Origin of the sequence: Pseudomonas sp. LS44, assembly GCF_024730785.1 — a bacterium.
Lineage (GTDB): Bacteria > Pseudomonadota > Gammaproteobacteria > Pseudomonadales > Pseudomonadaceae > Aquipseudomonas.
This window is the reverse complement of the sequence record NZ_CP102830.1, coordinates 496,511-512,947: the sequence shown is the minus strand read 5'-3', so window position 1 is coordinate 512,947 and position 16,437 is coordinate 496,511. Positions and strand designations below refer to the sequence as shown.

13 protein-coding genes are annotated in these 16,437 nt (G+C 59.4%); 4 read left to right on the top strand and 9 right to left on the bottom strand.

The window, feature by feature from the left end:
* Nucleotides 1-4 precede the first annotated feature (4 nt).
* The 5 genes from pilQ to NVV93_RS02335 are packed head-to-tail and all read right to left on the bottom strand — an operon-like array spanning nucleotide 5 to nucleotide 4,906.
* The gene (gene pilQ / locus NVV93_RS02355) at nucleotides 5-2,071 is read right to left on the bottom strand and encodes a type IV pilus secretin PilQ (protein WP_258252857.1); all 2,067 of its coding nucleotides are present in this window, start codon (nucleotides 2,069-2,071) and stop codon (nucleotides 5-7) included.
* Nucleotides 2,072-2,125: 54 nt separating this feature from the next.
* Nucleotides 2,126-2,620 (bottom strand): type 4a pilus biogenesis lipoprotein PilP, encoded by a 495-nt coding sequence (gene pilP, locus NVV93_RS02350; protein WP_258254269.1) that lies wholly within the window; start codon nucleotides 2,618-2,620, stop codon nucleotides 2,126-2,128.
* 29 nt (nucleotides 2,621-2,649) lie between these two features.
* Nucleotides 2,650-3,273 (bottom strand): type 4a pilus biogenesis protein PilO, encoded by a 624-nt coding sequence (pilO, locus tag NVV93_RS02345; RefSeq protein ID WP_258252856.1) that lies wholly within the window; start codon nucleotides 3,271-3,273, stop codon nucleotides 2,650-2,652.
* Nucleotides 3,270-3,842, bottom strand: coding sequence for a type 4a pilus biogenesis protein PilN (gene pilN, locus NVV93_RS02340; protein WP_258252855.1), 573 nt, complete (start codon nucleotides 3,840-3,842; stop codon nucleotides 3,270-3,272). The genes pilO and pilN overlap by 4 nt, the downstream gene beginning before the upstream one ends.
* Nucleotides 3,842-4,906, bottom strand: a complete 1,065-nt coding sequence (locus NVV93_RS02335; protein WP_258252854.1) for a pilus assembly protein PilM — start codon at nucleotides 4,904-4,906, stop codon at nucleotides 3,842-3,844. The genes pilN and NVV93_RS02335 overlap by 1 nt, the downstream gene beginning before the upstream one ends.
* 185 nt (nucleotides 4,907-5,091) lie before the next feature.
* Between NVV93_RS02335 and NVV93_RS02330 the strand changes: the two genes are divergently transcribed.
* Nucleotides 5,092-7,521, top strand: a complete 2,430-nt coding sequence (locus NVV93_RS02330; RefSeq protein ID WP_258252853.1) for a penicillin-binding protein 1A — start codon at nucleotides 5,092-5,094, stop codon at nucleotides 7,519-7,521.
* 69 nt (nucleotides 7,522-7,590) lie between these two features.
* Here NVV93_RS02330 and NVV93_RS02325 read toward each other — a convergent pair whose 3' ends face one another.
* The 4 genes from NVV93_RS02325 to rpmE form a co-directional block, all read right to left on the bottom strand.
* Entirely contained in the window at nucleotides 7,591-8,859 is a 1,269-nt protein-coding gene (locus NVV93_RS02325; protein WP_258252852.1) for a malic enzyme-like NAD(P)-binding protein, read from the bottom strand.
* A 103-nt stretch (nucleotides 8,860-8,962) separates the two neighbouring features.
* On the bottom strand, nucleotides 8,963-10,399 hold the full coding sequence (locus NVV93_RS02320; protein WP_258252851.1) for a M48 family metalloprotease: 1,437 nt from the start codon (nucleotides 10,397-10,399) through the stop codon (nucleotides 8,963-8,965).
* On the bottom strand, nucleotides 10,396-11,196 hold the full coding sequence (locus NVV93_RS02315; RefSeq protein WP_258252850.1) for a thermonuclease family protein: 801 nt from the start codon (nucleotides 11,194-11,196) through the stop codon (nucleotides 10,396-10,398). The genes NVV93_RS02320 and NVV93_RS02315 overlap by 4 nt, the downstream gene beginning before the upstream one ends.
* A 23-nt stretch (nucleotides 11,197-11,219) precedes the next feature.
* Nucleotides 11,220-11,432 (bottom strand): 50S ribosomal protein L31, encoded by a 213-nt coding sequence (gene rpmE / locus NVV93_RS02310; RefSeq protein WP_258252849.1) that lies wholly within the window; start codon nucleotides 11,430-11,432, stop codon nucleotides 11,220-11,222.
* 166 nt (nucleotides 11,433-11,598) lie between these two features.
* Between rpmE and NVV93_RS02305 the strand changes: the two genes are divergently transcribed.
* From NVV93_RS02305 to NVV93_RS02295, 3 genes are all read left to right on the top strand, one after another.
* Nucleotides 11,599-13,833 (top strand): primosomal protein N', encoded by a 2,235-nt coding sequence (locus tag NVV93_RS02305; protein WP_258252848.1) that lies wholly within the window; start codon nucleotides 11,599-11,601, stop codon nucleotides 13,831-13,833.
* A 123-nt stretch (nucleotides 13,834-13,956) separates the two neighbouring features.
* The gene (gene argS, locus NVV93_RS02300) at nucleotides 13,957-15,696 is read left to right on the top strand and encodes an arginine--tRNA ligase (RefSeq protein ID WP_258252847.1); all 1,740 of its coding nucleotides are present in this window, start codon (nucleotides 13,957-13,959) and stop codon (nucleotides 15,694-15,696) included.
* 6 nt (nucleotides 15,697-15,702) lie between these two features.
* Entirely contained in the window at nucleotides 15,703-16,386 is a 684-nt protein-coding gene (locus tag NVV93_RS02295) for an SPOR domain-containing protein (RefSeq protein ID WP_258252846.1), read from the top strand.
* The last annotated feature ends 51 nt before the right edge of the window (nucleotides 16,387-16,437 follow it).

Below are 16,437 nucleotides of genomic sequence, written 5' to 3'. Positions count from 1 at the left end.
AAAATTAACGGCTCACTGCGATGGCCTGGTTATTCATGATCCGCGGCGTCAAGAACACCAACAGTTCAGATTTTCTATCGGTAACAGTATCCCGCTTGAATAGACGCCCAAGGAAGGGTAGATCCCCAAGGAATGGAACTTTATCCACAGATTTGGTTTGAGTGTTGGAGAACACCCCACCGATGACTATGGTTTCGCCGTCGCTGACTAGAACCTTTGCATTAACTTCGTTCTTCTTGATTGGCGGAACGCCATTCAGTGCATTAGCGAAGTCCGGTTCATCCTTGGTAACTTTCACTTCCATAATGACACGGTTATCAGGAGTGATTTGCGGGGTCACTTCCAACGAAAGCGCCGCCTCCTTGAAGGAAGTACTAGTAGCACCACTGGAGCTGGCCTCCTGATACGGAACCTCAGCTCCTTTAAGGATCTTCGCTGTTTCCTTGTCCGATGTAACAACTTTTGGTTGCGACACAATCTCACCGTTACCGGTTTTTTCCATTGCCGACAACTCCAAATCAAGAATGGTGTTATCAGTGATGAACCCCAAGTTCAGGCCAGAAGTCGCCGCATTCGCGCCCATATCTACGAAGGTTCCGGCATTGGTCAACGGACTCCGCGCCGGATTGGCGCTGAGCAAGCTGTTCGAGCCGCCGACCACCCAATTATTGTCACCAATGCCAACCCCACGCCATTCGACACCAAGCGATTTGTCATAATCAACATTCGCCTCAACGATGCGCGCCTCAATCATTACCTGACGAACCGGAATATCCAACTGCGAAACGATCCGCCGCAACTCGTCGAGCTTATCCTGAGTTTGATACGCGATGATGCTATTGGTGCGATCATCAACAGTAATCGAACCACGCTCATCTTTACTTGCATCGCCGCTTGTTACCGATTGAAACAACTTCGATATATCTGTCGCTTTAGCATAGTTAACTTGAATAAGCTCTCGACGAAGAGGGGCCAATTCAGCAATTTGCTTCTGCGATTCTAATTCCTGTCTTTCGCGGGCGGCTATTTCATCAGCCGGTGCAACCAGAAGAACGTTTCCGACCTTGCGTTTATCCAAACCTTTTGTCTTAAGTACTAGATCCAGGGCCTGGTCCCACGGGACATTCTGCAAGCGCAAAGTAATATTGCCCTGGACAGTGTCGCTGGCGACGAGGTTCAAATCGGTAAAATCAGCAATCAACTGAAGGACTGAGCGGACATCGATATCTTGAAAGTTGAGCGATAGCTTTTCGCCGTTGTAGGCAAAGCTTTCATTTTTTCGCTTTTCGACATCTTGCTGGGTCAACGGCTTGATACTTATGGTCAATTTGTTATCAGTCTGATAAGCCAGGTAGTCATAGAAACCGCTCGGCTCAATAGTGATACTTGCCTTATCGCCAGTACCGGCAGCACTCACGAACTGAACTGGAGTAGCAAAATCCTTAACGTCCAAGCGAACGCGGAGATTTTCTGGCAACTGCGTTCGCACGAAATCCAATCGGATTTTGCCACCTTGCTCCTGAATGTCTGGGCTTACCGATGGATCGGAAAGCTCGATAACCACATTGCCCTCGCCCTGCTCGCCGCGTTGAAAATCTATATTACTGATCGCCCGACCTATTGACGCATAAGTCTTTTTTGCCGCTACTGGGGAGGCGGCGGGGATACTTGCCGCCGGCGCAGAAGCAGCGGAGCCTTCACCGACGACCACATATAAAGTATTGCCTTCGGCCCTAGTGCTATACGGGGCCAAAGTAGCGAGGTTGATAATTAAACGGGTCCGGTCTTTGGCTTCAACCACGGTGATGCTGCGCGCGTTACCGACACCTAACTCACGATTCTTTGCGCCCAACCCATTTTTTACCCCAGGAAGGTCCAGAGCGATTCGCGCCGGTTGCTCAATCGTATAGCCCCGCGGAGCCGCTACAGGAGCGTCAAAAGCTAACTTTAACTCGACACGATCTCCCGGCAACGCTGCAACATCTAGCGCTTCAAGATTTGCAGCCATTGCGATTGGCGATAAAAATACCGCCAAAAAAGAAATACAGAGGCGCGAAATAGAGCCGTTCATTATAAGTTTCCGTTTTGCAGACCGGTAATTATTTTTCATTTCCCCACCCCAAACTTAAGAGCGCTCTTTGAGAGATAGACTTCGTGGTCGTTCCAGCCAGCCACCCTCACCGTCCGGGACTATTTCGAGCACATCTACTTTCGCCTCATCGATCGCAACGATGCGACCATTGTTACGCCCCAAGTAATCACCAACCTTGATTCGGTGAACCCCTCCAGCGCCGTTAACCAAAGCAAACATCCCTCCATTGTTTGAAAGAGTGCCTACCATTTCGAAGACTTCTATATTGAAACCTTCTAAAAACTGCCTTACCCGTGTTTCGTCAGGCTTAATATCCCTTGAGCCCTTCGAACGACTGATCAGATCTATTTTTATAGGCGGCTGAAATGGACTGCGCAAGGCCGCGGCGCTGTAGGTAAACGCTTCATAAGGCTGAAACTTAGGCAGGGGCTCAATCGAACCCTTGGGGCGAGCACGAACTTCATCCATGTAGCCTTGCAAATCAGCGAAGTCACTGCCAGAGCCGCACCCAGCCAGCCCCAAAAACATTAAACTATAGAAAGCAATATGGGAGCTCTTCACTTCTGTAGCCCCTTATCGTTATAGCGATAGGTTTTTGCCAAAATCGTCATACGCAATTTCGTCGAACTATCCGCGCTAACCGGCTTAATTTCAAAATCATGCAAAGTAACGATACGCGGCAGGCTAGCGACGCCACTGACGAATGTTGCTAAATCATGATAAGCCCCGATCACAGAAATCTGGATAGGTAGCTCAATATAGAACTGCTGCGCAGCCTCAGGCAAAAGCTTGATCTCTTCAAACTCCAGACCACTACCCAAACCAGTCCGCGTAATATCCTCAAGCAGGCCTGGAACTTCAGTATCACTTGGCAGCTGCCGCAAAAGCGCACCAAAAGAAACCTCCATTTCCTTCATCTGCTCCTTATACGCTTCCAAATTTGCTGCCTGGAACGCCTTATTGGAGAACTGCTCTTTTAAGGTGACTTCCTCAGCGCGCTGCTGATCCAACTGAGCTTCAAGATCTTTTAGATGAAAGTTATAACCAAGCGCCAAAACGAGGACTAACAAAAGAACACAGGCAATGGCTTTTACTGGTACCGGCCAAGAGCCTAAGTTATTCAGATCCAAATCATTTAAATCAATTTTTCGAATACTTTCGAGAGAGTCGGAAAAGCTCATTTTTTGACCCCATCTACTTCAACTGAAGGTTGCGTCTGCTGCACGGTCAACTGAAACACATTGGCCTGATCCAAGGCCCCGGCCGTGACCGCCTTGACGGCGGTGAGATTTGGCGCCTGCAACCAATCCGAGGCATCTAAATTGCGCATTAAATTTGAGACACGGTTATTGGATTCTGCCGCGCCATCAATAGCTATGTTTTTTTCTTTCATACCGAGGGAGGTAAAATAAACGCCATCAGGTAAAGTACGCGCCAACTGATCAAATACACGCCCGATAATTGGTCGATTACCCTGCAAGTCTTGAATAATCTTCATTCGCTCAAGCAACTGCTGGCGACGTGTTTTCAATTCGCTAATTTCTTTTATCCGCGCATCCAAAACGGCATTTTCCTTGCGAATGAAATCGTTCCGAGCATTTTGCTGCTCAATAGCCGAGTTCAAATATTGGTCACCGAGAAAAACAAGACCTGCGGCCACCACTAAAACGCCGGCTAAGGTCGCTAGAAATCGCTGCTTACGCTCCTCGCGCAGTTGTTCGCGCCAAGGCAGAAGGTTAATGCGCGCCATCAGTCAAAACTCCTCATGGCCAGCCCACACGCAATCATTAGTGCCGGAGCGTCGCTAGCCAGAGCGCCAGCGTTAACTCTGCTGCTTAAGGCCATATCGGCAAATGGATTAGCCACTAAAGTCTGAGTCCCAATTTTTTGCTGAATCAGGCGATCCAAATCAGGAATAGAAGCCGTACCACCAGCCAAGAGGATGTAGTCGACATCGTTGAATTGACCGGCTGCGAAGAAAAACTGCAGCGATCGCGAAACCTGTTGCACTACGGCCTCTTTAAACGGCTGCAGCACTTCACCTTCATAATCATCCGGTAAACCACCCTGTTTTTTGGCAAGCCCCGCCTCTTCAACCGATAAGCCGTAACGGCGCTGGATTTCATCGGTCAACTGCTTGCCGCCAAACAACTGTTCGCGGGTATATATAGTGCGCCCATTGTGCAGCACGCTCAGCGTGGTCATGGTTGCGCCGATATCGACTACCGCGACGGTCATTTCGTCATGACCATTGCCAAACTGCGGGGCGAGTAACCCGTAGGCACGCTCCAAGGCGTACGCCTCGACGTCAACTACCTTCGCAGTCATCCCCGACAGCGCCAAGGCAGCTTCGCGCACCTCGACATTTTCCTTTCGGCATGCCGCGAGCAATACGTCCACTCGATCAGCGTTCCGCGCTGAAGCTCTCTGCACTTCGAAATCGATCGCGACTTCTTCCAGCGGGTAAGGAATGTATTGATCGGCTTCGATCTTCAGCTGGTTTTCCAGCTCATCGTCGGAGAGACCGGCTTCCATCTCGATGGTCTTTGTAATGACAGCCGAGCCCGCAACAGCCACTGCGACCGTCTTTACGCCAGTTTTGGCTTTGGCGAGAACACGGGCCAGCGCCTGACCGACCCCCTCCAGCTCGACAATGTTCTTCTCAACCACGGCGTTAGGTGGGAGGGGCTCGACGGCGTAAGCCTCTACTTTGTAGCGGCTTCCCGAGCGACTCAATTCCAAGAGCTTGACTGAGGTCGAACTGATATCTATCCCCAGAAGCGTATTCGCTTTCTTATTGAAGAGCCCTAGCACGACCGTTTTTCCTATTGACATCCGCGACTTACGGACTATTTATGTTTTTTCACATTAAATAACAGTCTTGACACAAGCGCAAATAGCTACGCCGAAAAAAAAGCGCTTATAATGTGAACGATTTTTCTCTTTTAGCTTTACCCTGCGCTTAACCCATTCTTTTATCTGGAAATCCACAAGCCTTGATGCGCCTGCTGAAACTCTTCTGGTGGCTCTGCGTCACTGTTTTTTGCGGGCTGCTGCTCAGTTTCAGCGGCGCCTACCTTTATTTGAGCCCCGGTCTCCCCTCCGTGGACTCGCTACGCAGCATTCAGCTACAGATCCCCCTCCGGGTCTACAGCAGCGATGCCAAGCTAATCGCCGAGTTCGGCGAGATGCGCCGCTCCCCTATTCGCTTCGCCGATATTCCACCAGATTTCATCAAGGCGCTACTGTCTGCCGAGGATGATAATTTCGCAAATCATTATGGCGTCGATTTAAGCAGCCTGATGCGCGCCGCCACGCAATTATTGAAGAGCGGACAGATTCAAACCGGCGGCAGCACGATCACCATGCAGGTGGCGAAGAACTACTTCCTTACCAGCGAGCGCAGCTTTTCGCGCAAGATCAGCGAGATCTTGCTCGCCCTGCAAATCGAGCGCGAGCTGAGCAAAGACGAAATTCTCGAGTTGTACGTCAATAAAATCTATTTGGGTAATCGCGCCTACGGCATCGAGGCAGCGGCGCAAGTGTATTACGGCAAATCCATCCGTGATGTCAGCCTCGCGCAGATGGCGATGATCGCTGGCTTGCCCAAGGCCCCCTCGCGCTTCAATCCACTCGTCAACCCGACTCGCAGCAAAGAGCGCCGCGACTGGATTCTCGGGCGCATGTACAAGCTCGGCAAGATCGACGAGGCGCGCTATCAAGCCGCGCTGAACGAACCGATCAACGCCAGCTACCATGTGCCAACACCAGAACTTGTCGCGCCGTATGTCGCCGAGATGGCGCGAGCCGAGATGGTCGGCCGCTATGGCAGCGAGGCCTACACCGAAGGCTTCCATGTCACCACTACGGTACCCAGTCAGCTGCAGGAAGCGGCCAATGTCGCGGTGCGCCAAGGTCTACTCAGCTACGACCAACGCCATGGCTACCGAGGGCCGGAAACGCGCCTACCGGGAATGACCAAGGAAACCTGGCAGCTGGAGCTGGCCAAGAGCAAATACATTGGCGGCCTTGAGCCAGCAATCGTCACCCAAGTTGAGAAGAGCGGCATTCTGGTCCTGACTCGCAGCGGACAAGAGGAAACGGTCACGTGGGAGAGTATGAAATGGGCGCGCCCATTCCTTAACACCAACAGCCTCGGGCCGCGGCCGCAACAGCCAGCGGATGTGGTGCAGATCGGAGATCTGATCCGCGTGCAGCGCCAGGATGGCGGTACCCTGCTATTCAGCCAGATACCTGCAGCACAAAGCGCGCTGGTCTCCCTCGACCCGCAGAACGGAGCCATTCGCGCGCTGGTTGGCGGCTTCTCCTTCGAACAGAGCAATTACAATCGCGCCGCGCAAGCCAAGCGCCAGCCAGGCTCCAGCTTCAAGCCCTTCATCTATAGCGCCGCGCTGGATCGTGGCTACACCGCCGCCACCCTGGTGAACGATGCGCCCATCGTGTTCGTCGACGAGTATCTGGATCAGGTCTGGCGCCCAAAGAATGACAACAACACATTCCTCGGCCCGATCCGGTTGCGCGAGGCGCTCTACAAGTCGCGCAACCTGGTTTCCATCCGTTTGTTGCAAGCGATCGGCATCGAATATGCGCTGAATTACGTCAGCCATTTCGGCTTCAACAAGCAGGAATTGCCGCGCAACTTGTCTCTGGCCTTAGGCACCGCGAACCTGACGCCATTGGAGATTGCCGGCGGTTGGAGTGCGTTCGCCAATGGCGGCTACAAGGTCCAGCCTTATTTGGTCGATCGCATCAGCAACCGCAACGGCGACTCGCTGTTTATTGCCAACCCGCCCAGCGTACCTAATGAGGCACTCACCACCAGCCAGCCCATGACCCCGCAAACGGTCGTCACTCCGCAACCGGTGGCGACGACGGACAGCACCAGCCCGCAGCCAGCCGTGGCCGAACGCATTCTCGATGCGCGCACCGCTTACATCATGACCAGCATGCTCCAGGATGTGATCAAGCGCGGCACCGGCCGCCGGGCTATGGCCATGGGCCGTGCCGATCTGGCCGGCAAAACCGGCACCACCAATGAATCCAAAGACAGCTGGTTCTCCGGCTACAACGCGGACTACCTCACCACCGTATGGGTCGGCTTCGATCAGCCAGAAAGCCTCGGACGCCACGAGTTTGGTGGCACCATCGCCCTGCCGATTTGGATGACCTATATGAGCGCGGCCCTCAAGGACAAACCCGAGCACCCGCCGAGCGAGCCGGACGGCCTGCTGACCTTGCGCGTCGATCCACTCAGCGGACGGGCGGCAACCCCGGGAACGCCGAATGCTTACTTCGAGCTGTTCAAGAGCGAAGACTCGCCACCGCCGATGAGCGAACTCGATCCAGGCGTTGGCGTGCCGGGCAGCCCTCTGCCGGCAGACGAGGCAGCTCCAATCGATCTGTTCTGACCGCGCGGAATCGTCGCCAATAAAAAAGCCCAGCATTCGCGGGGCTTTTTTATTGATCAGCTCAACAGCTTAACCCTTGAACACATCGTCCACCGAGCTCAACGGATAGTGCGCAGGGTACGGCAACGTCGCCACGCCACTTTCGATAGCGGCTTTGGCGACCGCATCGCACACCACGTTGATCAAGCGAACATCCATCGGTTTAGGGATGATGTATTCGCGACCAAACTCCAACTTAATGCCACCGTAGGCATCGCAAACCTCCTGCGGTACCGGCTGCTTGGCCAGGTCACGCAGCGCCAGGGCGGCGGCGATTTTCATCTCCTCATTGATACGCGTCGCACGCACATCCAGCGCGCCGCGGAAGATGAAGGGGAAGCCCAGCACGTTGTTGACCTGGTTCGGGTAATCCGAACGGCCGGTGGCCATGATCACGTCGCTGCGGGTTGCACGAGCCAGCTCCGGCTTGATTTCCGGGTCCGGGTTCGAGCAGGCGAAGACGATCGGATCGGCCGCCATGCGCTGCAGGTTCTCGGCGCTCAGCAGGTTGGCCCCGGACAGGCCGACGAATACGTCGGCACCGTCGAGCGCATCGGCCAGGGTGCGCTTGTCGGTTTCGTGGGCGAACACCGCCTTGTACTGATTGAGATCGTCGCGGCCGGCGTGGATTACGCCCTTGCGGTCGACCATAAAGATGTTTTCGATGCTCGCGCCCATGCTGACCAGCAACTTCATGCAGGAGATCGCTGCGGCGCCAGCGCCCAGGCAAACCACCTTGGCATCGGCCAGCGGCTTGCCGACGATTTCCAGCGCATTGAGCATGCCGGCCGCAGTAACGATCGCCGTACCGTGCTGGTCATCGTGGAACACCGGGATATCGCACTGCTCAATCAGCGCACGCTCAATCTCGAAGCACTCCGGCGCCTTGATGTCTTCCAGATTGATGCCACCGAAGGTAATGGAGATGCGCTTGACCGTATCGATGAACGCTTGCGGGCTCTCGGCGTCGACTTCGATATCGAACACGTCGACACCGGCGAAACGCTTGAACAGCACGCCCTTGCCTTCCATAACTGGCTTGGAGGCCAGCGGGCCGAGATTGCCGAGACCAAGAATCGCAGTGCCATCGGAAATCACTGCAACCAGATTACCCTTGCCCGTGTACTTGAAGGCCAGCTCGGGGTCGCGAGCAATTTCACGTACCGGTTCAGCCACACCCGGGCTATAGGCCAGCGACAGATCACGGGCAGTGGCGGTGGGTTTGGTCAGCTCGACGCTCAGCTTCCCCGGGCGCGGGTGAGCGTGATAGTCGAGAGCGGCAGTTTTCAGATCAGACATAATGGCAATCCCGCTTTTTTGTGCTGTTGAAACAAACAGGCGGCCGAGCATACGCAAGATGCCAGAGGCCGACAAGACAGATCAGGCCGCCAAGTCAATAGCCCTAACGAACCACTTTAAGCCAGTCACCCGGGCGTAGTTCGCCGCTCGGATAGAGATGGTTAAGCAGACGCAAAGTGACTTCTGCGTCTTTTGGCAGCGGACTGCTTTTCGCCAGATCCGCCAGGGTTTTGCCGCCCCCAGCCTTGACCAGATGCAACCGCATCGGCTGCGCGAGTTTTTGCTCATCCGCGCGCAGCGAGCGGAAGCTCTTGATGGTCTGCAGGAAGTGCGCGTCCTCACTTTCCAGCGACGCACCACTCTTCACCGCAGCAACGAACAAGAAGGCGTGCCGATCCTTGAAAATCACCGCAACCCGTCTCGCCGGCTGGCCGGCGAGCACCCCGGTGTAGCCCTGCAAACCGTTTTGCTGCAAGGCCTCGGGCTGGGCAAGTTGACGACCACCCAACCGCGCACGCAAGAACGCCTCGGGAGTCTGCGCCGCGCGATCCAGGGTCATGGCGAGCAGCGCCTGACGGTCGGCGCTCTGGCCGACCAACGTATCGGGGCGATTGTCCATCGACCAACCTGGCGGAACGCTGAGAGTAAAGCCCAGATCGGCGTGGTAGAAATTTTGCCCGCGGCGTATGCCGGTCGATTGCGAATCGCCGAAAGGCAGTCCCTCCAGGCGCTGAAGGAAGACCTCACGATTGGTTTCCTGCCGGCCGCCCGCCAACGCCCGGGCCGGGCCGACGACTTGCTGCAAGCGCCGGTCGTTATCCGGATGGGTGTCGAACACGCCGTGATAGCCGCCAGTCGGCTGCGTCTCGCCACGCTTGGCGGCTTGATCGCGAGCGAAATCCTCCTGGCTCTTGAGGACCTTGACCACTTCGACCATCGCCTGCGGGTCATAGCCACTGCGCGCCAGATATTGCGCACCCAAACCATCAGCCTGCAGCTCCATGTCACGGCCATAACCGCGCACCATGGCAGTCCCCAGTACATTGGTCAGATCGCCCGCCGCGCCGACGCCGGTGCCGATCGCCACGGCCTGACCAAGGACATTCCAGGCCATCGACTGACTCTGCTGCTGCACGCTATGGCGCGCCGTGACATGCCCCACTTCATGGCCGAGCACTGCCGCCAATTCCGCCTCGGAGCTGAGATAGGCGAGCAAGCCGCGGTGGATATAGATGTAGCCACCGGGCAACGCGAAGGCATTGATGTCAGCGTCATCGACCACCGTGAACACATAGTTGAGATTGCTGCGGTGGCTATGCTTGGCGACCCGCTCGCCGACCTGCTGCACGTAGGCTTGCAGCTTGGCGTCTTCATAGCGCGGGTATTGCTTGACGATGTCCTGATTGGCGCGCGCGCCCAGATCCAGTTCCTGTTGCTCGCTCATCATCACGAAATTGCTTTCCCCGGTGGCGGGGTTGGTGGCGCAGCCCGCAAGGCCAACAACCGCCAGCAGCAACAGGGACATCACAGATAGCTTCACGGCAATACCTCCAGCATCGCACCATCAGTCAACGGCAGCATCCAGCGTGCCTGTTTCGGTTTTACGCCGCCCTTTCGGCTGCGGTCAATCACCCAACCCCGCGCCTCGACACGCCGTCCGGCAAGCGCCTGCAGCGCGCGAGCATCGAAGCGATCAAGGAATTTCGGTGCCACATGCAGGACCAGCGGGCCGTCCATTTCCAGCCAGATCCCACCGTGATTGCGCTCGACGCGCTGCACCCGCGCCTGGACCAACGCGAACCCCGCCTGTTCGAGCTGCTGCGGACTGCGCAGCGGCGCTTGCCGCCAGATCCCCCGCTCAGCCTGTCGCCCCTGCGCCTCGGCTTCCCGCAGACAGGCGACCAGCGCGACATTCGGCGCCACGGCGACTTGGTAAGCCAGCCCGGCCTCAAGCAACGCGGCCTCGAAATTGCGCCCGCGCGCATCGTAGGCATGCGCCAGGGTGCGCCCGTAATGATCGCGCGGCTGCTCGCCGACGCGCAGGCTAACGCGCTGCTGATTGCCGTCTACCAGCGCCTGCAGCTGCCGACGCGCCGCCTCGGCGAAAGGCTCGGTGGTGCGTCCGTGATGCGCCAGCTCGGGGGCATTCACTCCGATCAGGCGCACGCTGCGCCCATCGCTGAGCTTCAGCGTGTCGCCATCGACCACTCGCTGAACCGCGAAGCTGGGCAGCTCACCCGGCAGCGGGCAGGCCGCCCAGGACGACGACCACAGAACGATAGAAACAAAAAAGGCGCCCACTAGGGACGCCTTTTTCAACAGCACGGGAAAACCCATCGGGCCTTCTCGGCTTATTCGGCTTACTTAGCGCCGAAGGCGCCGAAACGCTGCTTGAAGCGGTCAACACGGCCACCGGTGTCGAGCATCTTCTGCTTGCCGGTGTAGAACGGGTGGCACTCGGAGCAGACGTCGAGGCTCAGGCTCTTGCCCAGGGTGGAGCGGGTCTTGATCACGTTACCGCAGCTGCAGGTAGCTTCGATCGCGACGTAATTCGGATGAATATCGGCTTTCATGGTGCATTCCTCAGGACTGGCATGCCGCCACTCGACACCATTGTCGGGTACCGCACGCAATTAGGCGGCGGATAATACCAGAGCATTGCCGCGACGCAAGCCGGGCACTGCGCCGGTCGTCGCGTTCGGCCATGCTAAGATCGCGCGTCCCTTCTGGAGTCACCGCGTGCCCGACGCTAATCCGCGCGAGCTCATTCTACGCCTCGCCCTGCCCTCGCCGCTGCGCCGGCTGTTCGACTACCGTGCGCCGCCCGGCATCTCGCGCGGCCAACTGCAGCCGGGGATGCGCCTGCGCGTGCCGTTTGGCCGCCGCGAAATGATCGGCATCCTGATCGAGCTCGACGAGCGCAGCGACGTACCCGCCGCCAAGCTCAAGCCAGCCTTGCAATTGCTCGATGCGCGCGCGCCGCTGCCGCCGGCGCTGTTCAAGCTGTGCCTGTGGACCGCGCAGTATTACCAGCACAGCCTCGGCGATACTTTGAGCTGGGCGCTGCCGGTGCTGCTGCGTCAGGGTGAACCGGCCGAGGCCCGCCAGGAACGCTTCTGGCATGTCAGCGACGGCGCCCAGCTCGACGATCCACGCCTGAGCCGTGCGCCGCGCCAGCGCCAGGCGCTGGCGACCATCGCGCAACATCCGCATGGCGTGCCCCATCAGTTACTCAGCCAGCTGCAGCTCAACCGCGACAGCCTGCAATTGCTGCATGAAAAAGGCCTGCTGCGCGTCGAGGTGCGCCGGCATGCGCGCAGCGAGCCACCGACGCACTGGCTGGCGCAGCCGGAACTGCCGCTGAACCCCGAGCAAGCCAGCGCCGCCACGGCGATCCGCGCCAGCTTCGGCCGCTTCAACGCCTTCCTGCTCGCCGGAGTGACCGGCAGCGGCAAGACCGAGGTGTACCTGCAGCTGATCCGCGAAACCCTGGAAGCCGGCAAGCAGGCGCTGGTGTTGATTCCGGAAATCAACCTCGGCCCGCAGACCCTGGCGCGCTTCGAGAAGCGCTTCAATGCGCGCATCGCCCTGCTGCATTCCAACGTCAACGACCGCGAGCGCCTGGATGCCTGGCTCGCCGCGCGCGACGGCGAGGCCGATATCATCATCGGCACCCGCTCGGCGCTGTTCACCCCGATGTGCAATCCGGGGCTGATCATCGTCGACGAGGAACACGACGCTTCCTATAAACAGCAGGAAGGCCTGCGCTACCACGCCCGCGATCTGGCCTTGGTGCGCGCGCGGCAGGACAACGTGCCGATCGTCCTCGGCTCGGCGACCCCCTCGCTGGAAAGCCTGCACAACGCTCACGCCGGACGCTATGCGCTGCTCAAGCTGACCCAGCGTGCCGGCGGCGCCCAGCAACCGCGCTTCCTGCGTCTGGACGTGAAAAGCCGGCCGCTCGACTCGGGCATGTCGCCGCCCCTGCAGCAAGCAATCGCCCAGACCCTCGAGGCCGGGCAGCAAGTGCTGGTGTTCCTCAACCGGCGCGGCTTCGCACCGACCTTGTTGTGTCACGACTGCGGCTGGCTGTCCGGCTGCCCGCGCTGCGATGCGCGGATGACCGTGCACCAGCGCAGCAACGAACTGCGCTGCCATCACTGCGGTTACGCCGAGCGGCGGCCGCACAGCTGCCCGCAGTGCAACAAACTCGATCTGCGCCCGGTAGGCGCCGGCACCGAGCGCGCCGAAGAGCGCCTGGAAATCCTTTTCCCGAACGTCCCGGTGTTGCGTGTCGACCGCGACAGCACCTCACGCAAGGATGCGATGAACCAATTGTTCGCCACCATCCAGCGCGGTGAGCCGTGCATCCTGATCGGCACGCAGATGCTCGCCAAGGGTCACCATTTCCCGCGGGTGACGCTGGTGGCGATCCTCGATGCCGATGGCGGCCTGTTCTCCGCCGACTTCCGCGCCAGCGAGCGCATGGCGCAGTTGATCGTCCAGGTCGCCGGACGGGCTGGGCGCGCCGAAGAGCCCGGCAAGGTGATCATCCAGACCCACTTGGCCGACCATCCGTTACTCGTGCAGCTCACCGAGCAGGGCTATTTCGCCTTCGCCGAGCAAGCCCTGGCCGAGCGCCGCTCCGCCGGCCTGCCGCCGTTCGCCCACCTCGCCCTGCTGCGCGCCGAAGCACACAAGCCCGGGCAGGCCGAGAGCTTTCTCGACGAAGCGTGCGGCCTCGCCGAACAATTGCTCAACCAATTGCGGCTCAGCGGCATCGAACTGCTTGGTCCGGTGCCGGCGCCGATGGAGCGCCGCGCCGGGCGCTACCGCGCGCAACTGCTGCTGCAGGCCAATGCCCGCGCGCCGCTACACCGTCTGCTGGCCAGTTGGCTGCTGACCTTGGAGCAACTGCCCAGCGGTCGCTCGGTGCGCTGGTCGCTGGATGTCGACCCGATCGACCTGTTCTAAGCTCTCAACCTTCCGGCGGCGCGCTGCCACAGCGGTTGGCAAGCCTGGGATGGCCACGGATAATGCGCAGTTTTCCACCAGCTCCACAGCGCCCTGCGCTGTCAGCGGCCGAAAGGGCAGACCATGAAAGACACGATTCGCCAGCTGATTCAGCAAGCCCTCACCCGTCTCGTCGATGACGGCGTACTGCCGCCCGGCCTCACGCCGACCATCCAGGTGGAGAACACCAAGGACAAGACCCACGGCGATTTCGCCAGCAACATCGCCATGATGCTGGCCAAGCCGGCCGGCGCCAAACCGCGCGAGTTGGCCGAGAAACTGATCGCCGCACTGCCGCAGGACGCGCAGATCAGCAAAGTGGAAATCGCCGGCCCGGGCTTTCTCAACTTCTATCAGGACACCAGTGCGCTGGCCGCGCGCCTCGACGCCGCCCTCGCCGACGCCCAGCTGAACGTGCGCAAGGCCGGCGCCGTGCAGCGCGTGGTGGTCGACCTGTCCGCGCCGAACCTGGCCAAGGAGATGCACGTCGGCCACCTGCGCTCGACCATCATCGGCGACGGCGTGGCACGGGTCCTGGAGTTCCTCGGCGACACGGTGATCCGCCAGAACCACGTCGGCGACTGGGGTACCCAGTTCGGCATGTTGCTGGCCTACATGCAGGAACAGCCGGTCGGCAACGATGCCGAACTGGCCGACCTGGAAGGCTTCTACCGCGCGGCGAAAAAGCGCTTCGACGAGTCGCCCGAATTCGCCGACCGCGCCCGCGCGCTGGTGGTGCAGCTGCAGGCCGGCGATACCGAATGCCTGCGCCTGTGGCACCGCTTCAACGACATTTCCCTGAGCCACTGCCAGACGCTGTACGACCGCCTCGGCGTCAAGCTGAGCATGGCCGACGTCAAGGGCGAAAGCGCCTATAACGACGACCTGCCCCAGGTCATCGCCGACCTGCAGGCCAAGGGCCTGCTCAGCGAGAGCGACGGCGCCCAGTGCGTGTTCATGGACGAGTTCAAGAACGCCGAAGGCAACCCGCTGCCACTGATCGTGCAGAAGGCTGGCGGCGGCTACCTATACGCCACCACCGACCTGGCCGCCCTGCGCTACCGTGCCAACGTGCTGCACGCCGGCCGCGCGCTGTACTTCGTCGACCAGCGCCAGGCCCTGCACTTCCAGATGGTCTTCGCCGCCGCGCGCCTGGCCGGCTTCGTCCCCGCCACCATGCAACTGGAACACATGGGCTTCGGCACCATGAACGGCGCCGATGGCCGTCCGTTCAAGACCCGCGACGGCGGCACGGTGAAGCTCATCGAGCTGCTCGATGAGGCTGAAGAGCGCGCCTACACGCTGGTCAAGGGCAAGAATCCCGAGTTCGACGACACCGAGCTGCGGCAGATCGCCCGCGCGGTCGGCATCGCCTCAGTGAAGTACGCCGACCTGTCCAAGCACCGCACCAGCGACTACAGCTTCAACTTCGAGCAGATGCTCAGCTTCGAGGGCAACACCGCACCCTACCTGCTCTATGCCTACACCCGGGTGGCCAGCGTGTTCCGCAAGCTGGGTAAGGAGTTTAGCGAGGCCGATGGCCAACTGGTCCTCGAAGCCGAGCAGGAAGTCGCCCTCGGCGCGCGCCTGGCGCAGTTCGGCGAAGTGCTTAACGGCGTCGCCGACAAGGGCGTGCCGCACCTGCTGTGCGCCTATTTGTACGACTTGGCCGGACTGTTCTCGAGCTTCTACGAACACTGCCCGATCCTGGCCGCCGAGACCCCGGCGCAACAGCAGAGCCGCTTGCGCCTCGCCGCGCTGACCGGTCGCACCCTCCAGCAAGGCCTGCAGCTGCTCGGCCTGAACACCTTGGAACGCATGTAACGGACTATGGCAACGAAAAAGAAAGCGGCTCCCAAGCGCGGCGCCAGCCGCTATCAGGCTTCTGCAAAGAAATCCGTCCCGGGCTGGGTGTGGCTGGCCTGCGGACTGGCGATCGGCGCGTTCCTGGTGTTGCTGACCAAGCTCGAACCGGGTCGCGACGACATCCAGCGCAGCAAACCGGAAACCGCGCAGTCCGGCAGCGCCAAGCAGCCGGGAAAATCGCCCAGCGCCACGCCGAGCGTCACGCCGCCCGCCCAGGTGAAGCCGAAATACGACTTCTATACCTTGCTGCCGGAGTCCGAAGTGATCGTGCCGCCGGACGCGGTGCCCGAGCAGACTCCGCCGCCGCCCACACCACAGGAACTGGCCAAGGCCGATGCAGCGCGCGCCGAAGCCGCGCTCAAAGGCGAAACGCCGCCGCCCCTGCCCGTCGCGGTCAAGGCCGCCAGCACGCAGTTCTTCCTGCAGGCCGGCTCGTTCCGCAAGCAGCCGGATGCCGAGAAGGTCCGCGCGCAGATCGCCCTGCTGGGCCAAAGCGTGCAACTGGAATCGGGCATGGTGCGCGACGAGACCTGGTACCGCGTGCTGGTCGGCCCGTTCAGCAACCGCGAGCAGCTCACCAAGGCGCAGAAGCAGTTGGCCGGGAGCGGCTTCAGCAATCTGCTGCTGCAACAGCGGCAGGCGCGCTGACGGCGTAGGTTGGCGCCGGGGTAGGTTGGTGCTGAGCGCAGCGATGCCCAA

What these genes read in the sequence shown, in the direction of transcription:
- pilQ (WP_258252857.1), bottom strand. Translation starts at nt 2,071, where the DNA reads ATGAACGGCTCTATTTCGCGCCTCTGTATTTCTTTTTTGGCGGTATTT.
- pilP (WP_258254269.1), bottom strand. Translation starts at nt 2,620, where the DNA reads ATGTTTTTGGGGCTGGCTGGGTGCGGCTCTGGCAGTGACTTCGCTGAT.
- pilO (WP_258252856.1), bottom strand. Translation starts at nt 3,273, where the DNA reads ATGAGCTTTTCCGACTCTCTCGAAAGTATTCGAAAAATTGATTTAAAT.
- pilN (WP_258252855.1), bottom strand. Translation starts at nt 3,842, where the DNA reads ATGGCGCGCATTAACCTTCTGCCTTGGCGCGAACAACTGCGCGAGGAG.
- NVV93_RS02330 (WP_258252853.1), top strand. Translation starts at nt 5,092, where the DNA reads ATGCGCCTGCTGAAACTCTTCTGGTGGCTCTGCGTCACTGTTTTTTGC.
- NVV93_RS02325 (WP_258252852.1), bottom strand. Translation starts at nt 8,859, where the DNA reads ATGTCTGATCTGAAAACTGCCGCTCTCGACTATCACGCTCACCCGCGC.
- NVV93_RS02315 (WP_258252850.1), bottom strand. Translation starts at nt 11,196, where the DNA reads ATGGGTTTTCCCGTGCTGTTGAAAAAGGCGTCCCTAGTGGGCGCCTTT.
- rpmE (WP_258252849.1), bottom strand. Translation starts at nt 11,432, where the DNA reads ATGAAAGCCGATATTCATCCGAATTACGTCGCGATCGAAGCTACCTGC.
- argS (WP_258252847.1), top strand. Translation starts at nt 13,957, where the DNA reads ATGAAAGACACGATTCGCCAGCTGATTCAGCAAGCCCTCACCCGTCTC.
- NVV93_RS02295 (WP_258252846.1), top strand. Translation starts at nt 15,703, where the DNA reads ATGGCAACGAAAAAGAAAGCGGCTCCCAAGCGCGGCGCCAGCCGCTAT.